Origin of the sequence: Loktanella sp. SALINAS62, from assembly GCF_018263905.1 — a bacterium.
Classification (GTDB): Bacteria; Pseudomonadota; Alphaproteobacteria; order Rhodobacterales; family Rhodobacteraceae; genus Loktanella.
The window spans coordinates 183,810-197,802 of the sequence record NZ_JAAFZU010000001.1 but is presented as its reverse complement, the minus strand read 5'-3'; the positions used below and the strand labels follow the sequence as shown (position 1 = coordinate 197,802).

The window sequence follows — 13,993 nt, the reverse complement described above, 5'->3', positions numbered from 1 at the left end:
CCCTTAGCCCTTCCGGATCGCAAAGCTGTCGACATAGGCCTCTGGTGTGGCCGGATCAAAGGTTTTCCCCATGATCGTATGCGACTTGTACGTGATGTCGGGCGCGTCGTAGCCGAGGTCTTTCATGACCTTTCGGCAGTCGGCGGCCAGATAGACCTGTTCTGCGACGCCGCGGTAATCCACGTCGCCTTCGATATAGCCCCACCGCTTCATCTGCGTCAGGATCCAGACGCCCATGGAATGCCACGGGAAGGGGTCGAAATCGATACGGTCGGGAACGTTTTTAACCTCACCCAGTCCATCGGCGTAGGTGCCGGTCAGCACCTGTTCGATCACCGTTACAGGCTGGTTCAGGTAATTGGTCGGCGCGATGGCCTCTGAGATTTCCTTGCGGTTCTCGGCGGCCGATGCGTACTGCGTCGCGTCGATAATCGACTTGAGCAATGCACCATAGGTGTTGGGCAGCTCTGTCGCGAAGGACAGCGGTGCCGCAAAGGCGCAGCAAGGGTGGCCTTCCCATATCTCTTTGGTGAGCAGGTGCAGGAATCCGATGCCTTCATAGACCGCGCGCTGGTTGAACGGGTCGGGCGACAGATAGCCATCAAGGTTTCCGGCGCGCAGGTTGGCGACCATTTCGGGCGGCGGCACCACACGGATCTGGATGTCGACGTCGGGGTCCAGACCAAATTCGGCCACATAGTAGCGCAGCAGGAAATTGTGCATCGAATACTCGAACGGCACGCCAAAGGTGAACCCTTTCCACTGCGCCGGATCGCGTTTGTCGAGATGTTCGTTGGACAACACGATGGCCTGTCCGTTGATGTTTTCAATCGCGGGCATGATGTAGGGTTCCGCGATGGACCCCGCGCCCAGTGTCATCGCCAAAGGCATCGGTGTCAGCATGTGGGACGCGTCGTATTCGCCGTTCAGCGACTTGTCGCGGGCCACAGCCCAGCCAGCGGTTTTGATGACCTGCGCGTTCAGGCCGTAGCGTTCATAAAAGCCCAAGGGCTGCGCCATGATGATTGGCGTCGCGCAGGTGATCGGCACGAAACCGATGTTCAGATCGGTTTTTTCGGGTGGTCCCAACTGGTCAAGGATTGCCGCTTTGGCTTCGTTCAGCGGAAAAACGGATGCCAGTGCCGCCGCCATCGTGCCGCCGCCCATCATGCCCATGAAAGAACGCCGTCCGATATCGCTTTGTCCAAACACCGACCGCACGATCGCGCTTTCGACAGCGCGTTCCAGCATGCCCTCTGACGTGGACAGGTCTATGTTGTCATGAACGTCCGGCGTGGGGGCTTTGCAGGTGTGGCATCCGCAATCAGATGCATGCCTCAGGTCGGTCTTGGATGAAAAAGGGTTGCCCAGTGATTTAACAGACATTGCGTGCTCCTGTGCTTGGTCCATGACAGGCTGACAGGGGCAAGCGCCCAAGAGAAGAATGTCGCGCAAATCCGACGATATAGACTTTATGTTTATTGTCAGAGTGTTAAGGCTTTTGCCAATATGATTTTATTACGAAAGTTCGTAAATTACGATATTTCGTATTGCTAGACGCCCTCATATCAGCGCGAATGGGCCATGTCTGATACCGAACCAACCTATGATTCATATCTGCGCGGCGCCTTCGGCCCGACCATCTTGCTTGATCTGGCCCATGATCGCATTTTGGCGGCCACGCCAGAGGCTGTTGCCCTATTGGACGACACTGATCTGGTGGGCGCCGCTTTTGCCCATCGTGTCGCAAAGGGGCTGGGCAATTTCATCGTCTTTATCGCAGAAGTGCAGCACCGCGGGCAGGCGTGGACGCGGCGGGTCACATTGCGGACGGCGGACAGCGATGCGCTGCAGACAGAAATCACCGGGCGGATGGTGGACGGGACGGATCACACCCTTCTGTTGCTTCATATCCTTGACCTTGCGGCGCTAGAACGGCACGCGAATGAATTTTCGGCATCAAAGCTTTACACCGGCGGATTAGTCGAATGGCAGCGGGCGCAAAGCTTTTTTGCCGATCTGGAACGAGAAAACCAATTGATCCTGAACGCCGCAGGCGAAGGGATTTACGGGGTGAATGCCGATGGCAAAACCACCTTTGTGAACCGGGCGGCGCAAGAAATGCTGGGCTGGACCACGCAAGATCTGCTGGGACGCGACATTCACACGATGATCCATCATCATCATCTGAACGGTGAACATTACCCGTCGCATGAATGTCCCATCTACCAGTCGTTTCGCTACGAACAGGTGAACCGGATCGAGGACGAGGTGTTCTGGCGCAAGGACGGCAAGCCGATCCGGGTCGAATATGTGTCGACGCCGATCTACGACGGTGTGCAGCTTGTGGGCGCGGTGGTGATCTTTCGCGACATCACCGAACGCTGGGAAAGTGAGCGCAAGCTGCGCGACGCAATGACAGAAGTTGCGGCCCTGCGCGATCAGCTGGAAGAAGAAAACGCCTATCTGCAAGAGGCGATCAACATCGAGCGCGCGCATCATGATATCATCGGCAAGTCCGATGCCGTCAGGCGGATCATCACCCAGATTGCACTGGTCGGTCCCACAAATACAAGCGTGTTGATCCACGGGGAAAGCGGTGTCGGAAAGTCATTGGTGGCGTCCGCGATCCACGACGACAGCAGTCGCAAACGTCGCCCGATGATTCATTTCAAGGCGGGTGCCGTGTCCCCGGAAAAGGTCGAAAGTGAGCTCTTTGGTCAAGTGCGCGGTGCCTTTACCGGGGCGTTGAAGGACCGACCCGGCAAGCTGGAGCTTGCGCACGGGGGCACGTTGTTCATCGATGAAATCTGCGACATTCCCACCGATGTGCAGGGGCACCTGCTGGACACGCTTCAGAAAAAAGAGGTCGTCCGGCTTGGGGATGATCTGGCGCGCAGCCTTGACCTGCGGCTGATTGCGTCAACCAGTTTTGATGTTGACCGGGAAATTCAGGCCGGGCGGTTACGTCAGGATCTGGCCTTGGTGCTGGGGGTCTTTCCGATCCACTGCCCACCGTTGCGCGACCGGATCGAGGATATCCCGGTCCTGACGGTCCATTTGCTGCGCATCGCGTGCAAACGGTTGGGGCGCAAGGTGCCGATTGTCACCGAAGGGGCGATGCGCAAATTGCAGCAGTATCACTGGCCCGGCAACGTGCGTGAACTGGCCAACGTCGTCGAGCGGGGCGCAATCGTGTCGCAATCTGACAAGCTGCTGGTGGAAATCCAGACCGACATCAGCAGCGCGATCCAATCGAGTTCTAAATTATTGACCGAGGCCGAGGTCGAGCAAATCCGGACCGCAAACACAATCGCCTGCATGAAAGAAGCTGGCGGCAAGGTGGCCGGCACCAACGGTGCTGCCGCACTTTTGGGAATCAGACCGACAACGCTGTATTCACGATTACAGAAACTGGGCCTGAACAACGAAGACTGGTAGTGCGAAACCGTCAGCCCGGTCATAGACCCGCAGCGACGAACGACACATCGTCCAGTCAGGACCGCATTAAATCCTTACTGGGCGATACGATGACGCGGCGCGAAAACCCTGCACAGGCGCGCGGCGGCACAAACGCCGTCAATCACATGGAAATCCACCAGATCCTGCAAATCCTGACGGATCAAAACCGCAGCCGAGCATCCCAAGATCAGATTGCGCGTATCGGACGGCAGTGCAGTTGCGCGGTCATGAAATCTTTTGATGGCACTGGCTGGATCTTGGGCCAGGGTCAGAACCGGAACCTGTGCCGCAACAACCTCCTGAATGGTGGCACCGAAACCCTGCGACTTGATGTTTGCCTTGATGACCGGAATGGCCGCTTCGACGGTCGTCACCACGGCGGTGCGTCCCGACAAAAGCGATGCAAGGATGTAGCTAGCCTGTCCGATCCCGATGACTGGACAGCGGGCAATGCGCTGGGCTTCTGCCAGCCCGGTGTCGTCGAAACAGGCGATGATGATGGCGTTGGCGTCGGATTCAGACGCGCGCTGCACCAGTTCAAGTAGCGGTGGGATGGCCAGCGCCCCGTCACCCGCACCTTCGATCGTGGCCGGGCCACGGGTAGAGGTCCAGCCGTCGAATTGAATGTCGGGCGAGGTCATCCGCGCGGATTCAAGCGCGCTTTGCGTCATGGATTCGGTGCTGTTGGGGTTGATCAGGATCACAGTCATCGGGTCAGACCATGCCCTTGCCCGCGTCGGAAACCTTACCCTTGCGCCGCGACATGAACCAGACAGCCACGAAAAACACCGCGATGATGCAAAAAGAGAAAATCGTTGTAAGTGTTCCCAAGGCAAAGATGACCGGGGTTGTCACGTTGGTCGTCATCCCGAAGATTTCGAGCGGCAGGGTGTTGTAACTGCCCGCAGTCAAAAGCGTTCGGGCAAATTCGTCGTAGCTGAGCGTGAACCCGAACAGGGCTACCCCCAATAGCGACGGGGCGATGATTGGCAAGACGACATGGGCAAACGTCTGCCACGCGCTCGCCCCTTGGTCGCGGGCGGCTTCTTCATAGCTTTTGTCGAAGCGGTTAAAGACCGCAAACATGATCAACAGCCCGAATGGCAGTGTCCAGGTCAACTGGCTGCCGAAACCGGAACTGGCCCAATGGATGGGCAAGCCAAGCTGGTTAAAGATCAGGCCGACGCCCAGCGAGACAAGAATTGACGGAATGACGAGCGATGCGATGGCAAGGTAGAACAGGACTGTTGCGCCGCCAAACCGTTTGCGAAAGGCGAGCCCGCCAAGAACCGACACAACCACTGTCGTGATCATGACCATAAAGCCTAAGGCGAAGGACCGGCGAAAGCTGCCCCAGATGTCGCCCACGGACTGTTCCTGAAACAGATCGCGAAACCAGTGCAGAGACACCCCGTTCATCGGGAATGTCAGCCCACCCTGCGGTCCTTGAAAGCTAAGGATTCCAATGGTCAGGATTGGGCCATAAAGGAACAGGACAAACAGGGCAAAAAATACGGACAGAACACGGAAACTGCGGCTGCGCTTTTCCATCTCAAAGCTCCTTTCGGATATCGACCAGACGCAACAGCAGTCCAATGACGATCAGGACCGCCACCAGCAGGACCACCGCCGTGGCAGAGGCCGACGGGTATTGCAGCAGGCTGATATCGTTCGAAATCAGACGCCCGACATTGGCGCGCTGGCTGCCGGACATGAAACGGACGGTAATGAAATCGCCCATCACGAGGGTCGTCACAAAAATCGTGCCGATCATGATGCCGGGTTTGCACAGCGGGATGATGACATGACGCAGGGTTTGCCAACCGCTGGCGCCGCCATCGCGCGCCGCCTCGATCAGCGATCGGTCGATCCGCATCATCGAATTGAAGATCGGGACCACCATGAACAATGTATAAAGGTGGACAAAGGCAAGTATCACACTGAAGTCGCTGAACAGCAGCCATTCCAGTGGCTCATCGATGATCCCCCAGGAAATGAGTGTGGAATTGGTCAGGCCGTTACGGCCCAGAAATGGAATCCAAGAGATCATGCGTATGATGTTAGATGTCCAGAACGGGATCGTGCAAAGCAGGAACAGCCCGATTTGCCATTTCAAGGATCGGACCTCGAACGCCAAAAAATAGGCCACGGTAAAGCCGATCACCAGCGTCAGCGCCCATGTGATGCCAGCATAATAGAATGTGTTGAAAAACACCGTGTAGGTCACGGGAGAGCCGAAAAGGAACGCGTAATTGTCGAACTGAAAGTCAGGATAGATCGAATATTCGGTTGCGCCCCAAAAGCTGACGATCACGATCATGATGATCGGCGCCACAAGAAATGCGAGCAATACCACCGCCATGGGTGCGGCCTGTAGCCATGCTGTGACTTGTTTTGTCATCGGGGTGTCCGGTCAGAAGTAGGGTGGCACAGGGGCAAAAGCCCCTGTGCGCGGGTGCGATCAGGCCGCGACAAATTCATTCCATTTGCGGACCATGTACTGGTTTTCATCCATGACTGAATTCCAGCAGGCCACGGCGCCCATGCGGGAATAGAAGTCACCGCCGTCGCGGACTTCGCCCACCTGTGCCAGCGGATCACCAAATGGCGACGTGATGACGTCTGTCGCCTCTTTGCCCTCGAACCAGTAGCCCCATTCGTTTTCGGACATGAACGCCTTGGATGTTTCCGGCACAGCGGAATAATAGCCTTGCCGCATCAGGAAGCCGCCGACCCAACCGGACAGATACCAGTTGATGTATTCATATGCCGCGTCCAGTTCCATGCCCGAAAGCGCTGCGGACATGCCGATACCGCCACCCCAGCTGCGATAGCCCTCTTTCAGGGGCTGATAGACGCAGGGAATTCCCCGAGAGCGCACGGCGGTGATGGCCGGGGACCACATCGACTGGATCACAACCTCGCCCGAGGCCATCAGGTTCACGCTTTCATCGAATGTCTTCCAGAACGCGCGGAACTGGCCGTTCTTTTTGGCTTCGATAAAGATCGCGATGGTCTTGTCGATCTCTTCGCGGGTCATGTTGCCCTTGTCGCCATACTGGATCTCGCCCATCGCTTCGCAGACCATGGCCATGTCCATGATCCCGATAGAAGAAATGTCGAGGATCGACGCCTTGCCTGCGAATTCGGGGTTCAGCAGCTCGGTCCAGCTTTCGATGGGGCGCCCGATCAGGTCGGGACGAATGCCAAGCGTATCGGCGTTGTAGATTGTGGGGATCAGGGTCATCCAACCGGATTCGTTGTCGGCGAATTCCGTGCCGTTGGGGCCGTCGACAAACCCGACCGTATGCGGTGCGGTGCCTTGTGCGATGGTGCTTTCGGGTGTCAGTTTACCATCGCGGAACGTGCCGACGATCTTGTCGTAATTGTCGATCTTGCTGGCATCCATTGCCTGCAGGTTGCCTGATGGCCATACCTTTTTGGCGACAAAGTATTCGATGTCCGCGATGTCAAAGCTGTTGGGTTGGGTCGCTGCGCGCTGGGTGACGCTGTCGGTGTCGAGCGCTGTCATTTCTAGCGTGATCCCAAGGTCTTCTTTAACCTTTGTCGCCACCTCGTTCAGGTTGGATACGCCGGTTCCGAACTGGCGCAGGACGATGTTCTTGCTTTCCTGCCCCCAAACCATCGGGGCGGGTAGTGCGGACGCCGCAAGCGCCGCGCCTCCGGTTTTAAGCATGGACCGGCGGCTGTAACGAATCTTGGAAATTGTGGTCATTGAATTGTCCTCTCTGTTATGCAGCGATTGTCAGGCGATGACCGGATGCGCGGCCCGGTCCTGCCAACTGAACCCAACGACATCGCCAAGGTCTTTGGGTGTTTCTAGAAACGTGTGGTCAGGCATCAGTGCGGTGACCTCTTGGCCACCGGCGACTTCGGCGGTCAGGGCCACGTGGGTGCCCTGGTATTCGATCCCCATGACACGGCCGTCCAGTTTGCCAGCGCCCCGTGCGGTGATTTGCATGTCGTCCAGACGCAGGGCGATGTGGCCCTGGGGCATTTGCAGCACGTTGTGACCGCCCATAAAACGCGCGACAAATGCGGTTTTCGGCGTGTTGAACACTGCGCGGGCGGGGCCAGCCTGTTCGATGACCGCGTTGTTCATGACGATGATTTCATCGGCCAGCGCCAGTGCTTCGTCCTGACCATGGGTGACATGGATAAAGCTGATGCCCAGTTCGCGTTGCAGCCGTTTCAATTCGGCCCGCATCCGAATGCGCAAAAACGGGTCGAGTGCTGAAAGCGGCTCGTCCAATAGCAGAACCTGAGGTCGGGTAATCAGGGCTCGGGCAAGTGCGACGCGTTGCTGCTGTCCACCTGAAAGTTGGCCGGGCGTGCGATCGGCAAGCGCCGTCATTTCGACCAGTTCAAGCATCTCATTTGCGCGCTTTTGGCGTTCGGTTTTGTCAACGCCGGCCATGCGCAGGCTGAACGCCACGTTGTCGCGCACGCTCAGATGCGGAAACAGGGCATAGTTTTGGAACATCATGGCCGTGCCGCGTTTGGCAGGCGGCAGATAAGAGATGTCTCGCCCTGACAGAACGATGGACCCGTCAGAAGCATCCTCGTGCCCCGCGATCATCCGCAAGGTCGACGATTTTCCGCAGCCCGAAGGCCCCAGCAGGCACGCGTAGACACCCGATTTGAAGTGATGCGAGATCGAATCGACCGCGACGGTCTCTCCGTAGCGTTTGGTCAATGCTACCAGTTCAAGATCAGTCTTTTTGGTCATACGAGCCCCGATTGGTGGTGACGTCATTCAAACAACCAAAAAGAGGCGCGACCCAGTATTAAGCCTTTTGAGGCGTTCGCCTGCACCCGATTGCCATAAGAAAGAGCGCCGATAGCAGGCGTTGCACAATTTTTGTGCGCAACATTGTATACAATAGGTGATCATTATGGATGCAATCACGCTGCATGTTGAATTGGATTCGCAAAACCCCCATGACGGTATCGAAGGGTCAAAAATGACAAAGCCAAGCGATAATCAGGGTTTCATACAGCCAACGCTCAGCGGTCCAAGCGCGACGCTGGAGGCGTCTTTAAGCTTGGCCATTCACGAGCATCGTTTGCTTCCGGGCACGAAGCTGGGCGAAGATGAACTGAGTGATATCTTCAATGTCTCACGGACGGTCGTACGCACCGCGCTGCAATCGCTGTCGCATTCACAGCTGATCGATTTGAAACGGAACCGCGGGGCGTTTGTGGCGCAGCCGACCATAAAGGAAGCCCGCGAGGTGTTCGAAGCCCGGGCGTTGCTGGAACCGCGCACGGCCCATTCGGCGGCGGAACGCATGACACCTGACGCGCTTGCCCAGCTAGAGGCGCATATTGCCGCCGAACACGATGCCCTTGCCGCGGGCGAACATGGCAAAGCGTTGCGGCTGTCCGGTCAATTCCATATCGAGATTTCGCGCATTGCGGATCAATCGACGATTGCGGGCTTTATTGAAAGACTGGTCGCACGGTCGTCGTTGATCATTGCCATTTATTGGAGAAGGCAAAGCGCATTGTGCGAAAAACACGCCCACCACGCGCTTGTCGATGCGTTTCGGCGCAAGGACGGCACCGAAGCAGAGGCGCTGATGAAAAGCCATCTTTTGGACATCCTGACAGCACTGGATCTGCGCGAAACGTCTGAACCCGCTGGCAATCTGCGCGACGTACTTGTCCCCTGAAGGTCGGCAAAGCCGGCCGGTTCCCGAACTGATCTGCGCGATGTCTGATTCAAATGAAAAATCATCGAACCGGATGCGCCGCAGGCCACGTCGTTGCACGCAACGATTTGACCTGCGGTATTTTCACCATTGGCGGTTATGGCCCGACGTTTCCGTCATTCACCCCCGGTCGTGGGCCTTATCAAAGTCCGGCCACGGGTTGATGGGGATGATGCGGTGCGGGTTAATGGTTTCGTGGCTATAGTGGTAGTGTTGTACGATGTGGTCCATGTTGACCGTGTCGGATACCGGGCCGTCGGGTGTTTGCCATTGATACAGCTCTCTCGTGTAGGCCCAAAGGTTGGGGTAATCCACGATCCGGCGGCGGTTGCATTTGAAATGCGTCGCATAGACGTTGTCGAACCGCACCAGCGTGGTCCACAGCCGCCAGTCGGCTTCTGTCACGCGGTCGCCCATCAGGTAGCGGTGCTGCGATAGCCGATCTTCAAGCCAGTCCAGACTGTCGAACAGCGGGCCGACCGCTTCGTCATAGGCGTCCTGTGTGGTGGCGAACCCGGCCTTGTAGACCCCGTTGTTCACGGTGTTGTAGATCCGGTCGTTCACAGGTGCGATGGCGTCGCGCAAATCTGCGGGCCAATAGTCGTCGGTATTGCCTGTCAGCCCGTCAAAGGCGCTGTTGAACATGCGGATGATTTCCGACGATTCGTTGCTGACGATCCTGTTGCGCTGGGTGTCCCACAGCAGCGGCACCGTCACGCGGCCTGTCATGTCGGGCGTGTCTTTCAGATAAACCTCTCGCAGGTAGTCCAGACCGAACAGTTGGTCGCCCGTGGCACCAGGCCAGTCGTCAGACAGTTCCCAGCCGTTCGACAGCATGTGCGGGTGCACGGCGCTGACGCCGATGTGTTTTTCCAGACCCTTGAGCTTGCGGAACACCAGCGCGCGATGCGCCCAGGGACAGGCGAGCGAGACATACATATGGTAGCGTCCGGATTCGGCCTGAAATCCGCCTTCCCCGGACGGCCCCGCGCTGCCATCGGCGGTGATCCAGTTGCGAAAAGACGCTTCTGTCCGTTCGAACTTACCGCCTGTGGCGTCGGTATCGTACCATTTGTCTTGCCATTGTCCGTCAACCAGCAGGCCCATCTGCGCTCTCCCTTTTTCATGTGTTGTCGTGAATTTAGCCTGATGTGCCGGGAATTCACCCTGCGTCAGCGCGCATCTGCCCTGCGTCGCATTTGTTGTTTGCAAGCCGGGTGGCCGGGCGTATAGCAGGGACCGACGAAGCCCCGCAGGGGGCCAGAGAGGTTGGTTGCGGCACGGGTCGACCCACGACGGGGACCACGCCGTTGCATCGTCCGACGCGGTTTCGCGGCTCTGTCTTCCTGCCTGATGACAAGGAGAGACGCCATGCGTGCAATGACTGCCATCCTGATCCTGACCGGAACCGGTGCTGCCGCACATCCGGGCCATATCGTTGATGCCGCCGGACATAACCATTGGGTTGGGGGTATCCTGTTGGGGGCGGCGGGGATCGCCGCAGCCGTCGGGCTGTGGAAAGGCCGCAAGGACAAACCCAAAACCGAAGCAGAGCCAGAAAAGCAGGCGGCATGAAAACCGGTGTCATGATCTGTGGCCACGGGTCACGCAGCCAGTCGGCAGTGGACGAATTCGCGACGCTGGCGGAAAAGCTGCCGGCCTATCTGCCGGATGACTGGCTGTGCGACTATGGCTATCTGGAATTCGCCAACCCGGTGATCCGCGACGGTCTGGACCGCCTGCGGGATGCCGGCTGCGACCGTATCCTTGCGGTGCCGGGAATGCTGTTCGCGGCGATGCACGCCAAGAACGATATCCCGACGGTGCTGAACACCTATGCCGCCCAGAACGACATCGCGGTGCATTACGGGCGCGAATTGGGCGTCGACCCCAAGATGATCGCGGCCGCCGCCGCGCGCATCCGCGATGCGGTGGATAGCGCAAATGCAGAACACGGGGCGTTGCCGCTGACGGAAACCTGTCTGGTGGTCATCGGGCGTGGTGCCTCTGACCCCGACGCCAATGGCAACGTGGCGAAAATCGCCCGCATGCTGGCCGAAGGCATGGGGTTCGGCTGGTCAGAGGTCGGGTATTCCGGCGTGACATTCCCGCTGGTGGAACCCTGTCTGCAACACGTCGCGCTGCTGCCCTACAAACGGGTCATCGTGTTCCCGTATTTCCTGTTTTCGGGCATCCTGATCGACCGGATCTATGGGTTCACCGACCGTGTCGCTGCCGAAAATCCGGACATCACATTCGTAAAGGCAGGTTATCTGGGCGATCATCCCAAGGTGCTGGAAACCTTTGCCGAGCGCATCCGTGAACAGGACAGCGCCACGCCGCCGCCCAATTGCGGGATCTGCGGTTACCGCGAACAGGTGCTGGCACTCGCGGGTGGAAAACACGTGCATATCACACCCGAACAGCGCGCCCATCCGGCGTTTGCAGCCACACCGCCCGCCACCTGCGTGTTGTGCAAATATCGTGTGCAGGTGCTGGGATTCGAGGGCGAGGTCGGCGCAATTCAGGAAAGCCACCACCACCACGTCGAAGGTCAGGGCGCATCTGCGCCCGGGTCCAACGTGGCAGATTGTGCGTTGTGCGACAGTTTCTGCACGGGCATGTGCCGTCTGAAGGCGATGGACCACGATCACCACCAACATGGCCACGATCATGCCCACGGGCACGATCACGCGCACGGGCATCACCACGACCACGCGCACCCGGTCTATCCGCACGCCAAGCACCCGCATGGGCCTGAAAGCGTGCGCCGGACAAAAGTGCGCTGACCGCCATCCCCCTGCAAACACGTTTACCGGAGGGTCCGCATGCGACCCCAAGAACAGGTGCCTGACCCTTTGAGACCCTATGAGAAAGATCCGCAGGCCATTTATGCCCAAAGCTTTGCCACGGTGCGGGCAGAGGCGCGGCTGGACCGGTTTCCGGTGGCCATGCATCCGGTGATGACGCGGTTGATCCACGCCTGCGGCATGGTGGAAATCGCTGACCGGTTGGCGTTTTCTGCGGGTGTGGCAGAGGCAGGCCATGCGGCGCTGGCAGCCGGTGCGCCGATCCTGTGTGATTGCGAAATGGTCGGTGCGGGGATCATCCGGCGGTATCTGCCCGCGGGAAACCGCGTAATCGTGACACTGAACGATGAACGCGTGCCGGGGCTGGCGCGTGACATCGGCAATACGCGGTCTGCGGCTGCGGTTGATCTGTGGGACGCCGATCTTGACGGCGCGGTCGTGGCGATCGGCAACGCGCCGACGGCGCTGTTTCATCTGCTGGAACGGATCGACGCGGGCGCGCCGAAACCTGCGGTTATCTTGGGCTTTCCGGTCGGTTTCGTCGGGGCTGCGGAATCAAAGGCCGAACTGGCCGCCGACCCGCGCGGTTGTGAATTTATTGCGCTGCGCGGACGGCGGGGCGGGTCGGCAATGGCCTCTGCCGCGGTGAACGCGCTGGCGGCGGGCCTGCCGGAGGACGTATCTTGAAGGGGGCTGGATTGGCGGCGAAAATTTGGGGTGCGCCATGACCGGACCGTGGCTGCATATCGTGGGCATCGGCGAAGACGGACTGGACGGGTTGACCCCCGCCACCCGCGCGGTCGTCGAGGCGGCAGAGGTCATTCTGGGCGGCGAGCGCCATCATGCGCTGGCAGCCAACGTCAATGCAGAACGTCTGGCATGGCCTTCGCCCTTTGACGCGATGATCGAAACGATCCGCGGGCTCCGCGGCAAGCGGGCCGTGGTGCTGGTGACGGGCGATCCGCTGTGGTTCTCGGTCGGTGCGCGGATCGGGCGCGCGATTGATCCCGCTGAAATCGTCTATCATCCGCAACTGTCAGCGTTTCAACTTGCAGCGGCCCGTATGGGATGGAGCCTTGCAGATGTCGAAACGCTGACGGTGCATGGTCGTCCCGTCAGTCAGATGGTCGCGTTCATCCAGCCCGACGTGCGATTGCTGATCCTGACCACTGGGGCGGACACGCCCGGCCAGATCGCGGCGTTTCTGGCGGCCCGCGGGTTTGGTCAGTCCCGCATGACCGTACTGGCTGCCATGGGCGGCAAGGACGAGGCGCGGTTTGACGGGGTCGCTGATAGCTGGGATCATGTGGTTCCCGCATTCAACACGCTGGCGGTGGAATGTATCGCGGCCCCCGATGCGGCCCTGTTGCCGCGCGTGCCCGGGCTGGACGATGCGCTGTTCCAGTCCGACGGCACAATGACCAAGCGCGAGGTACGCGCCGCCACGCTGGCCAAGCTGATGCCGATGCGCGGCGCGCTGTTGTGGGATATCGGCTGCGGGTCGGGTTCGGTCGCCATCGAATGGATGCGCGCCGCACGCTACGCCCGCGCCATCGGGATCGAACCGCGCGACGACAGGCGTGCGATGGCCGGCGCCAATGCGCTGGCGCTGGGCGCGCCCAAGCTGGAACTGGTCGAAGGCGAGGCACCTGCGGCGCTGGAAGGGCTGACGCCGCCCGATGCAATTTTCATCGGCGGTGGTTTGTCCGAGGCCGTGTTTGCCGCCGCCTGGGACGCTTTGCGCCCGCTGGGTCGGCTGGTCGCGAACGCGGTGACGCTGGAATCAGAGGCTGTGCTGATGGCGCTGCACGCCAGGCACGGCGGCGATCTGGTGCGTCTGTCGATCTGCCGTGCGGAACCGGTGGGCGGCCTAACCGGCTGGCGTGCGGCGATGCCCGTCACACAGTGGAGCCTGATCAAGCGATGACCGTTTGGGGTGGATGGGGTGGATGCCTCCGGCGGGAGTATTTTGGGCAAGATGATGCG

13 protein-coding genes are annotated in these 13,993 nt (G+C 59.3%); 6 read left to right on the top strand and 7 right to left on the bottom strand.

Annotated features, from left to right (window positions below; translation table 11 throughout):
- Nucleotides 1-3 precede the first annotated feature (3 nt).
- Complete coding sequence (locus GZH79_RS00950) at nt 4-1,386, bottom strand: CmpA/NrtA family ABC transporter substrate-binding protein (RefSeq protein ID WP_211641269.1); 1,383 nt, start codon at nt 1,384-1,386, stop codon at nt 4-6.
- Nucleotides 1,387-1,584: 198 nt separating this feature from the next.
- Here GZH79_RS00950 and GZH79_RS00945 point away from each other — a divergent pair, with 198 nt between their 5' ends.
- Entirely contained in the window at nt 1,585-3,441 is a 1,857-nt protein-coding gene (locus GZH79_RS00945) for a sigma 54-interacting transcriptional regulator (protein WP_211641268.1), read from the top strand.
- 74 nt (nt 3,442-3,515) lie between these two features.
- Here GZH79_RS00945 and GZH79_RS00940 read toward each other — a convergent pair whose 3' ends face one another.
- From GZH79_RS00940 to GZH79_RS00920, 5 genes are read right to left on the bottom strand one after another with little or no spacing between them, the layout of a single operon-like run.
- Nucleotides 3,516-4,172: an aspartate/glutamate racemase family protein gene (locus GZH79_RS00940; protein ID WP_211641267.1), complete on the bottom strand. Its 657-nt coding sequence runs from the start codon at nt 4,170-4,172 to the stop codon at nt 3,516-3,518.
- Between the two features lie 4 nt (nt 4,173-4,176).
- Nucleotides 4,177-5,013, bottom strand: coding sequence for an ABC transporter permease (locus GZH79_RS00935; protein WP_211641266.1), 837 nt, complete (start codon nt 5,011-5,013; stop codon nt 4,177-4,179).
- 1 nt (nt 5,014) lies between these two features.
- The gene (locus GZH79_RS00930) at nt 5,015-5,863 is read right to left on the bottom strand and encodes an ABC transporter permease (protein ID WP_211641265.1); all 849 of its coding nucleotides are present in this window, start codon (nt 5,861-5,863) and stop codon (nt 5,015-5,017) included.
- Between the two features lie 60 nt (nt 5,864-5,923).
- Nucleotides 5,924-7,189, bottom strand: a complete 1,266-nt coding sequence (locus tag GZH79_RS00925; RefSeq protein ID WP_211641560.1) for an extracellular solute-binding protein — start codon at nt 7,187-7,189, stop codon at nt 5,924-5,926.
- Nucleotides 7,190-7,228: 39 nt separating this feature from the next.
- A complete protein-coding gene (locus tag GZH79_RS00920; RefSeq protein ID WP_211641264.1) occupies nt 7,229-8,212 on the bottom strand; it encodes an ABC transporter ATP-binding protein in 984 nt (327 codons plus the stop codon).
- A gap of 235 nt (nt 8,213-8,447) precedes the next feature.
- Here GZH79_RS00920 and GZH79_RS00915 point away from each other — a divergent pair, with 235 nt between their 5' ends.
- Nucleotides 8,448-9,158: a GntR family transcriptional regulator gene (locus GZH79_RS00915; RefSeq protein WP_211641263.1), complete on the top strand. Its 711-nt coding sequence runs from the start codon at nt 8,448-8,450 to the stop codon at nt 9,156-9,158.
- A 159-nt stretch (nt 9,159-9,317) separates the two neighbouring features.
- Here the strand turns inward: GZH79_RS00915 and GZH79_RS00910 are convergent, their stop codons facing one another.
- Complete coding sequence (locus tag GZH79_RS00910) at nt 9,318-10,304, bottom strand: glutathione S-transferase family protein (RefSeq protein ID WP_211641262.1); 987 nt, start codon at nt 10,302-10,304, stop codon at nt 9,318-9,320.
- A 264-nt stretch (nt 10,305-10,568) separates the two neighbouring features.
- Between GZH79_RS00910 and GZH79_RS00905 the strand changes: the two genes are divergently transcribed.
- The 4 genes from GZH79_RS00905 to cbiE are packed head-to-tail and all read left to right on the top strand — an operon-like array spanning nt 10,569 to nt 13,934.
- Complete coding sequence (locus tag GZH79_RS00905) at nt 10,569-10,772, top strand: DUF6732 family protein (protein ID WP_211641261.1); 204 nt, start codon at nt 10,569-10,571, stop codon at nt 10,770-10,772.
- On the top strand, nt 10,769-11,986 hold the full coding sequence (locus tag GZH79_RS00900; RefSeq protein WP_211641260.1) for a sirohydrochlorin chelatase: 1,218 nt from the start codon (nt 10,769-10,771) through the stop codon (nt 11,984-11,986). Before GZH79_RS00905 ends, GZH79_RS00900 begins: the two co-directional genes overlap by 4 nt.
- A 39-nt stretch (nt 11,987-12,025) precedes the next feature.
- On the top strand, nt 12,026-12,694 hold the full coding sequence (locus tag GZH79_RS00895; RefSeq protein ID WP_211641259.1) for a precorrin-8X methylmutase: 669 nt from the start codon (nt 12,026-12,028) through the stop codon (nt 12,692-12,694).
- A gap of 37 nt (nt 12,695-12,731) precedes the next feature.
- Complete coding sequence (cbiE, locus tag GZH79_RS00890; RefSeq protein WP_211641258.1) at nt 12,732-13,934, top strand: precorrin-6y C5,15-methyltransferase (decarboxylating) subunit CbiE; 1,203 nt, start codon at nt 12,732-12,734, stop codon at nt 13,932-13,934.
- The last annotated feature ends 59 nt before the right edge of the window (nt 13,935-13,993 follow it).

What these genes read in the sequence shown, in the direction of transcription:
- GZH79_RS00945 (WP_211641268.1), top strand. Translation starts at nt 1,585, where the DNA reads ATGTCTGATACCGAACCAACCTATGATTCATATCTGCGCGGCGCCTTC.
- GZH79_RS00895 (WP_211641259.1), top strand. Translation starts at nt 12,026, where the DNA reads ATGCGACCCCAAGAACAGGTGCCTGACCCTTTGAGACCCTATGAGAAA.
- GZH79_RS00920 (WP_211641264.1), bottom strand. Translation starts at nt 8,212, where the DNA reads ATGACCAAAAAGACTGATCTTGAACTGGTAGCATTGACCAAACGCTAC.
- GZH79_RS00935 (WP_211641266.1), bottom strand. Translation starts at nt 5,013, where the DNA reads ATGGAAAAGCGCAGCCGCAGTTTCCGTGTTCTGTCCGTATTTTTTGCC.
- GZH79_RS00905 (WP_211641261.1), top strand. Translation starts at nt 10,569, where the DNA reads ATGCGTGCAATGACTGCCATCCTGATCCTGACCGGAACCGGTGCTGCC.
- GZH79_RS00950 (WP_211641269.1), bottom strand. Translation starts at nt 1,386, where the DNA reads ATGTCTGTTAAATCACTGGGCAACCCTTTTTCATCCAAGACCGACCTG.
- GZH79_RS00915 (WP_211641263.1), top strand. Translation starts at nt 8,448, where the DNA reads ATGACAAAGCCAAGCGATAATCAGGGTTTCATACAGCCAACGCTCAGC.
- GZH79_RS00900 (WP_211641260.1), top strand. Translation starts at nt 10,769, where the DNA reads ATGAAAACCGGTGTCATGATCTGTGGCCACGGGTCACGCAGCCAGTCG.
- GZH79_RS00930 (WP_211641265.1), bottom strand. Translation starts at nt 5,863, where the DNA reads ATGACAAAACAAGTCACAGCATGGCTACAGGCCGCACCCATGGCGGTG.
- GZH79_RS00940 (WP_211641267.1), bottom strand. Translation starts at nt 4,172, where the DNA reads ATGACTGTGATCCTGATCAACCCCAACAGCACCGAATCCATGACGCAA.
- GZH79_RS00910 (WP_211641262.1), bottom strand. Translation starts at nt 10,304, where the DNA reads ATGGGCCTGCTGGTTGACGGACAATGGCAAGACAAATGGTACGATACC.
- cbiE (WP_211641258.1), top strand. Translation starts at nt 12,732, where the DNA reads ATGACCGGACCGTGGCTGCATATCGTGGGCATCGGCGAAGACGGACTG.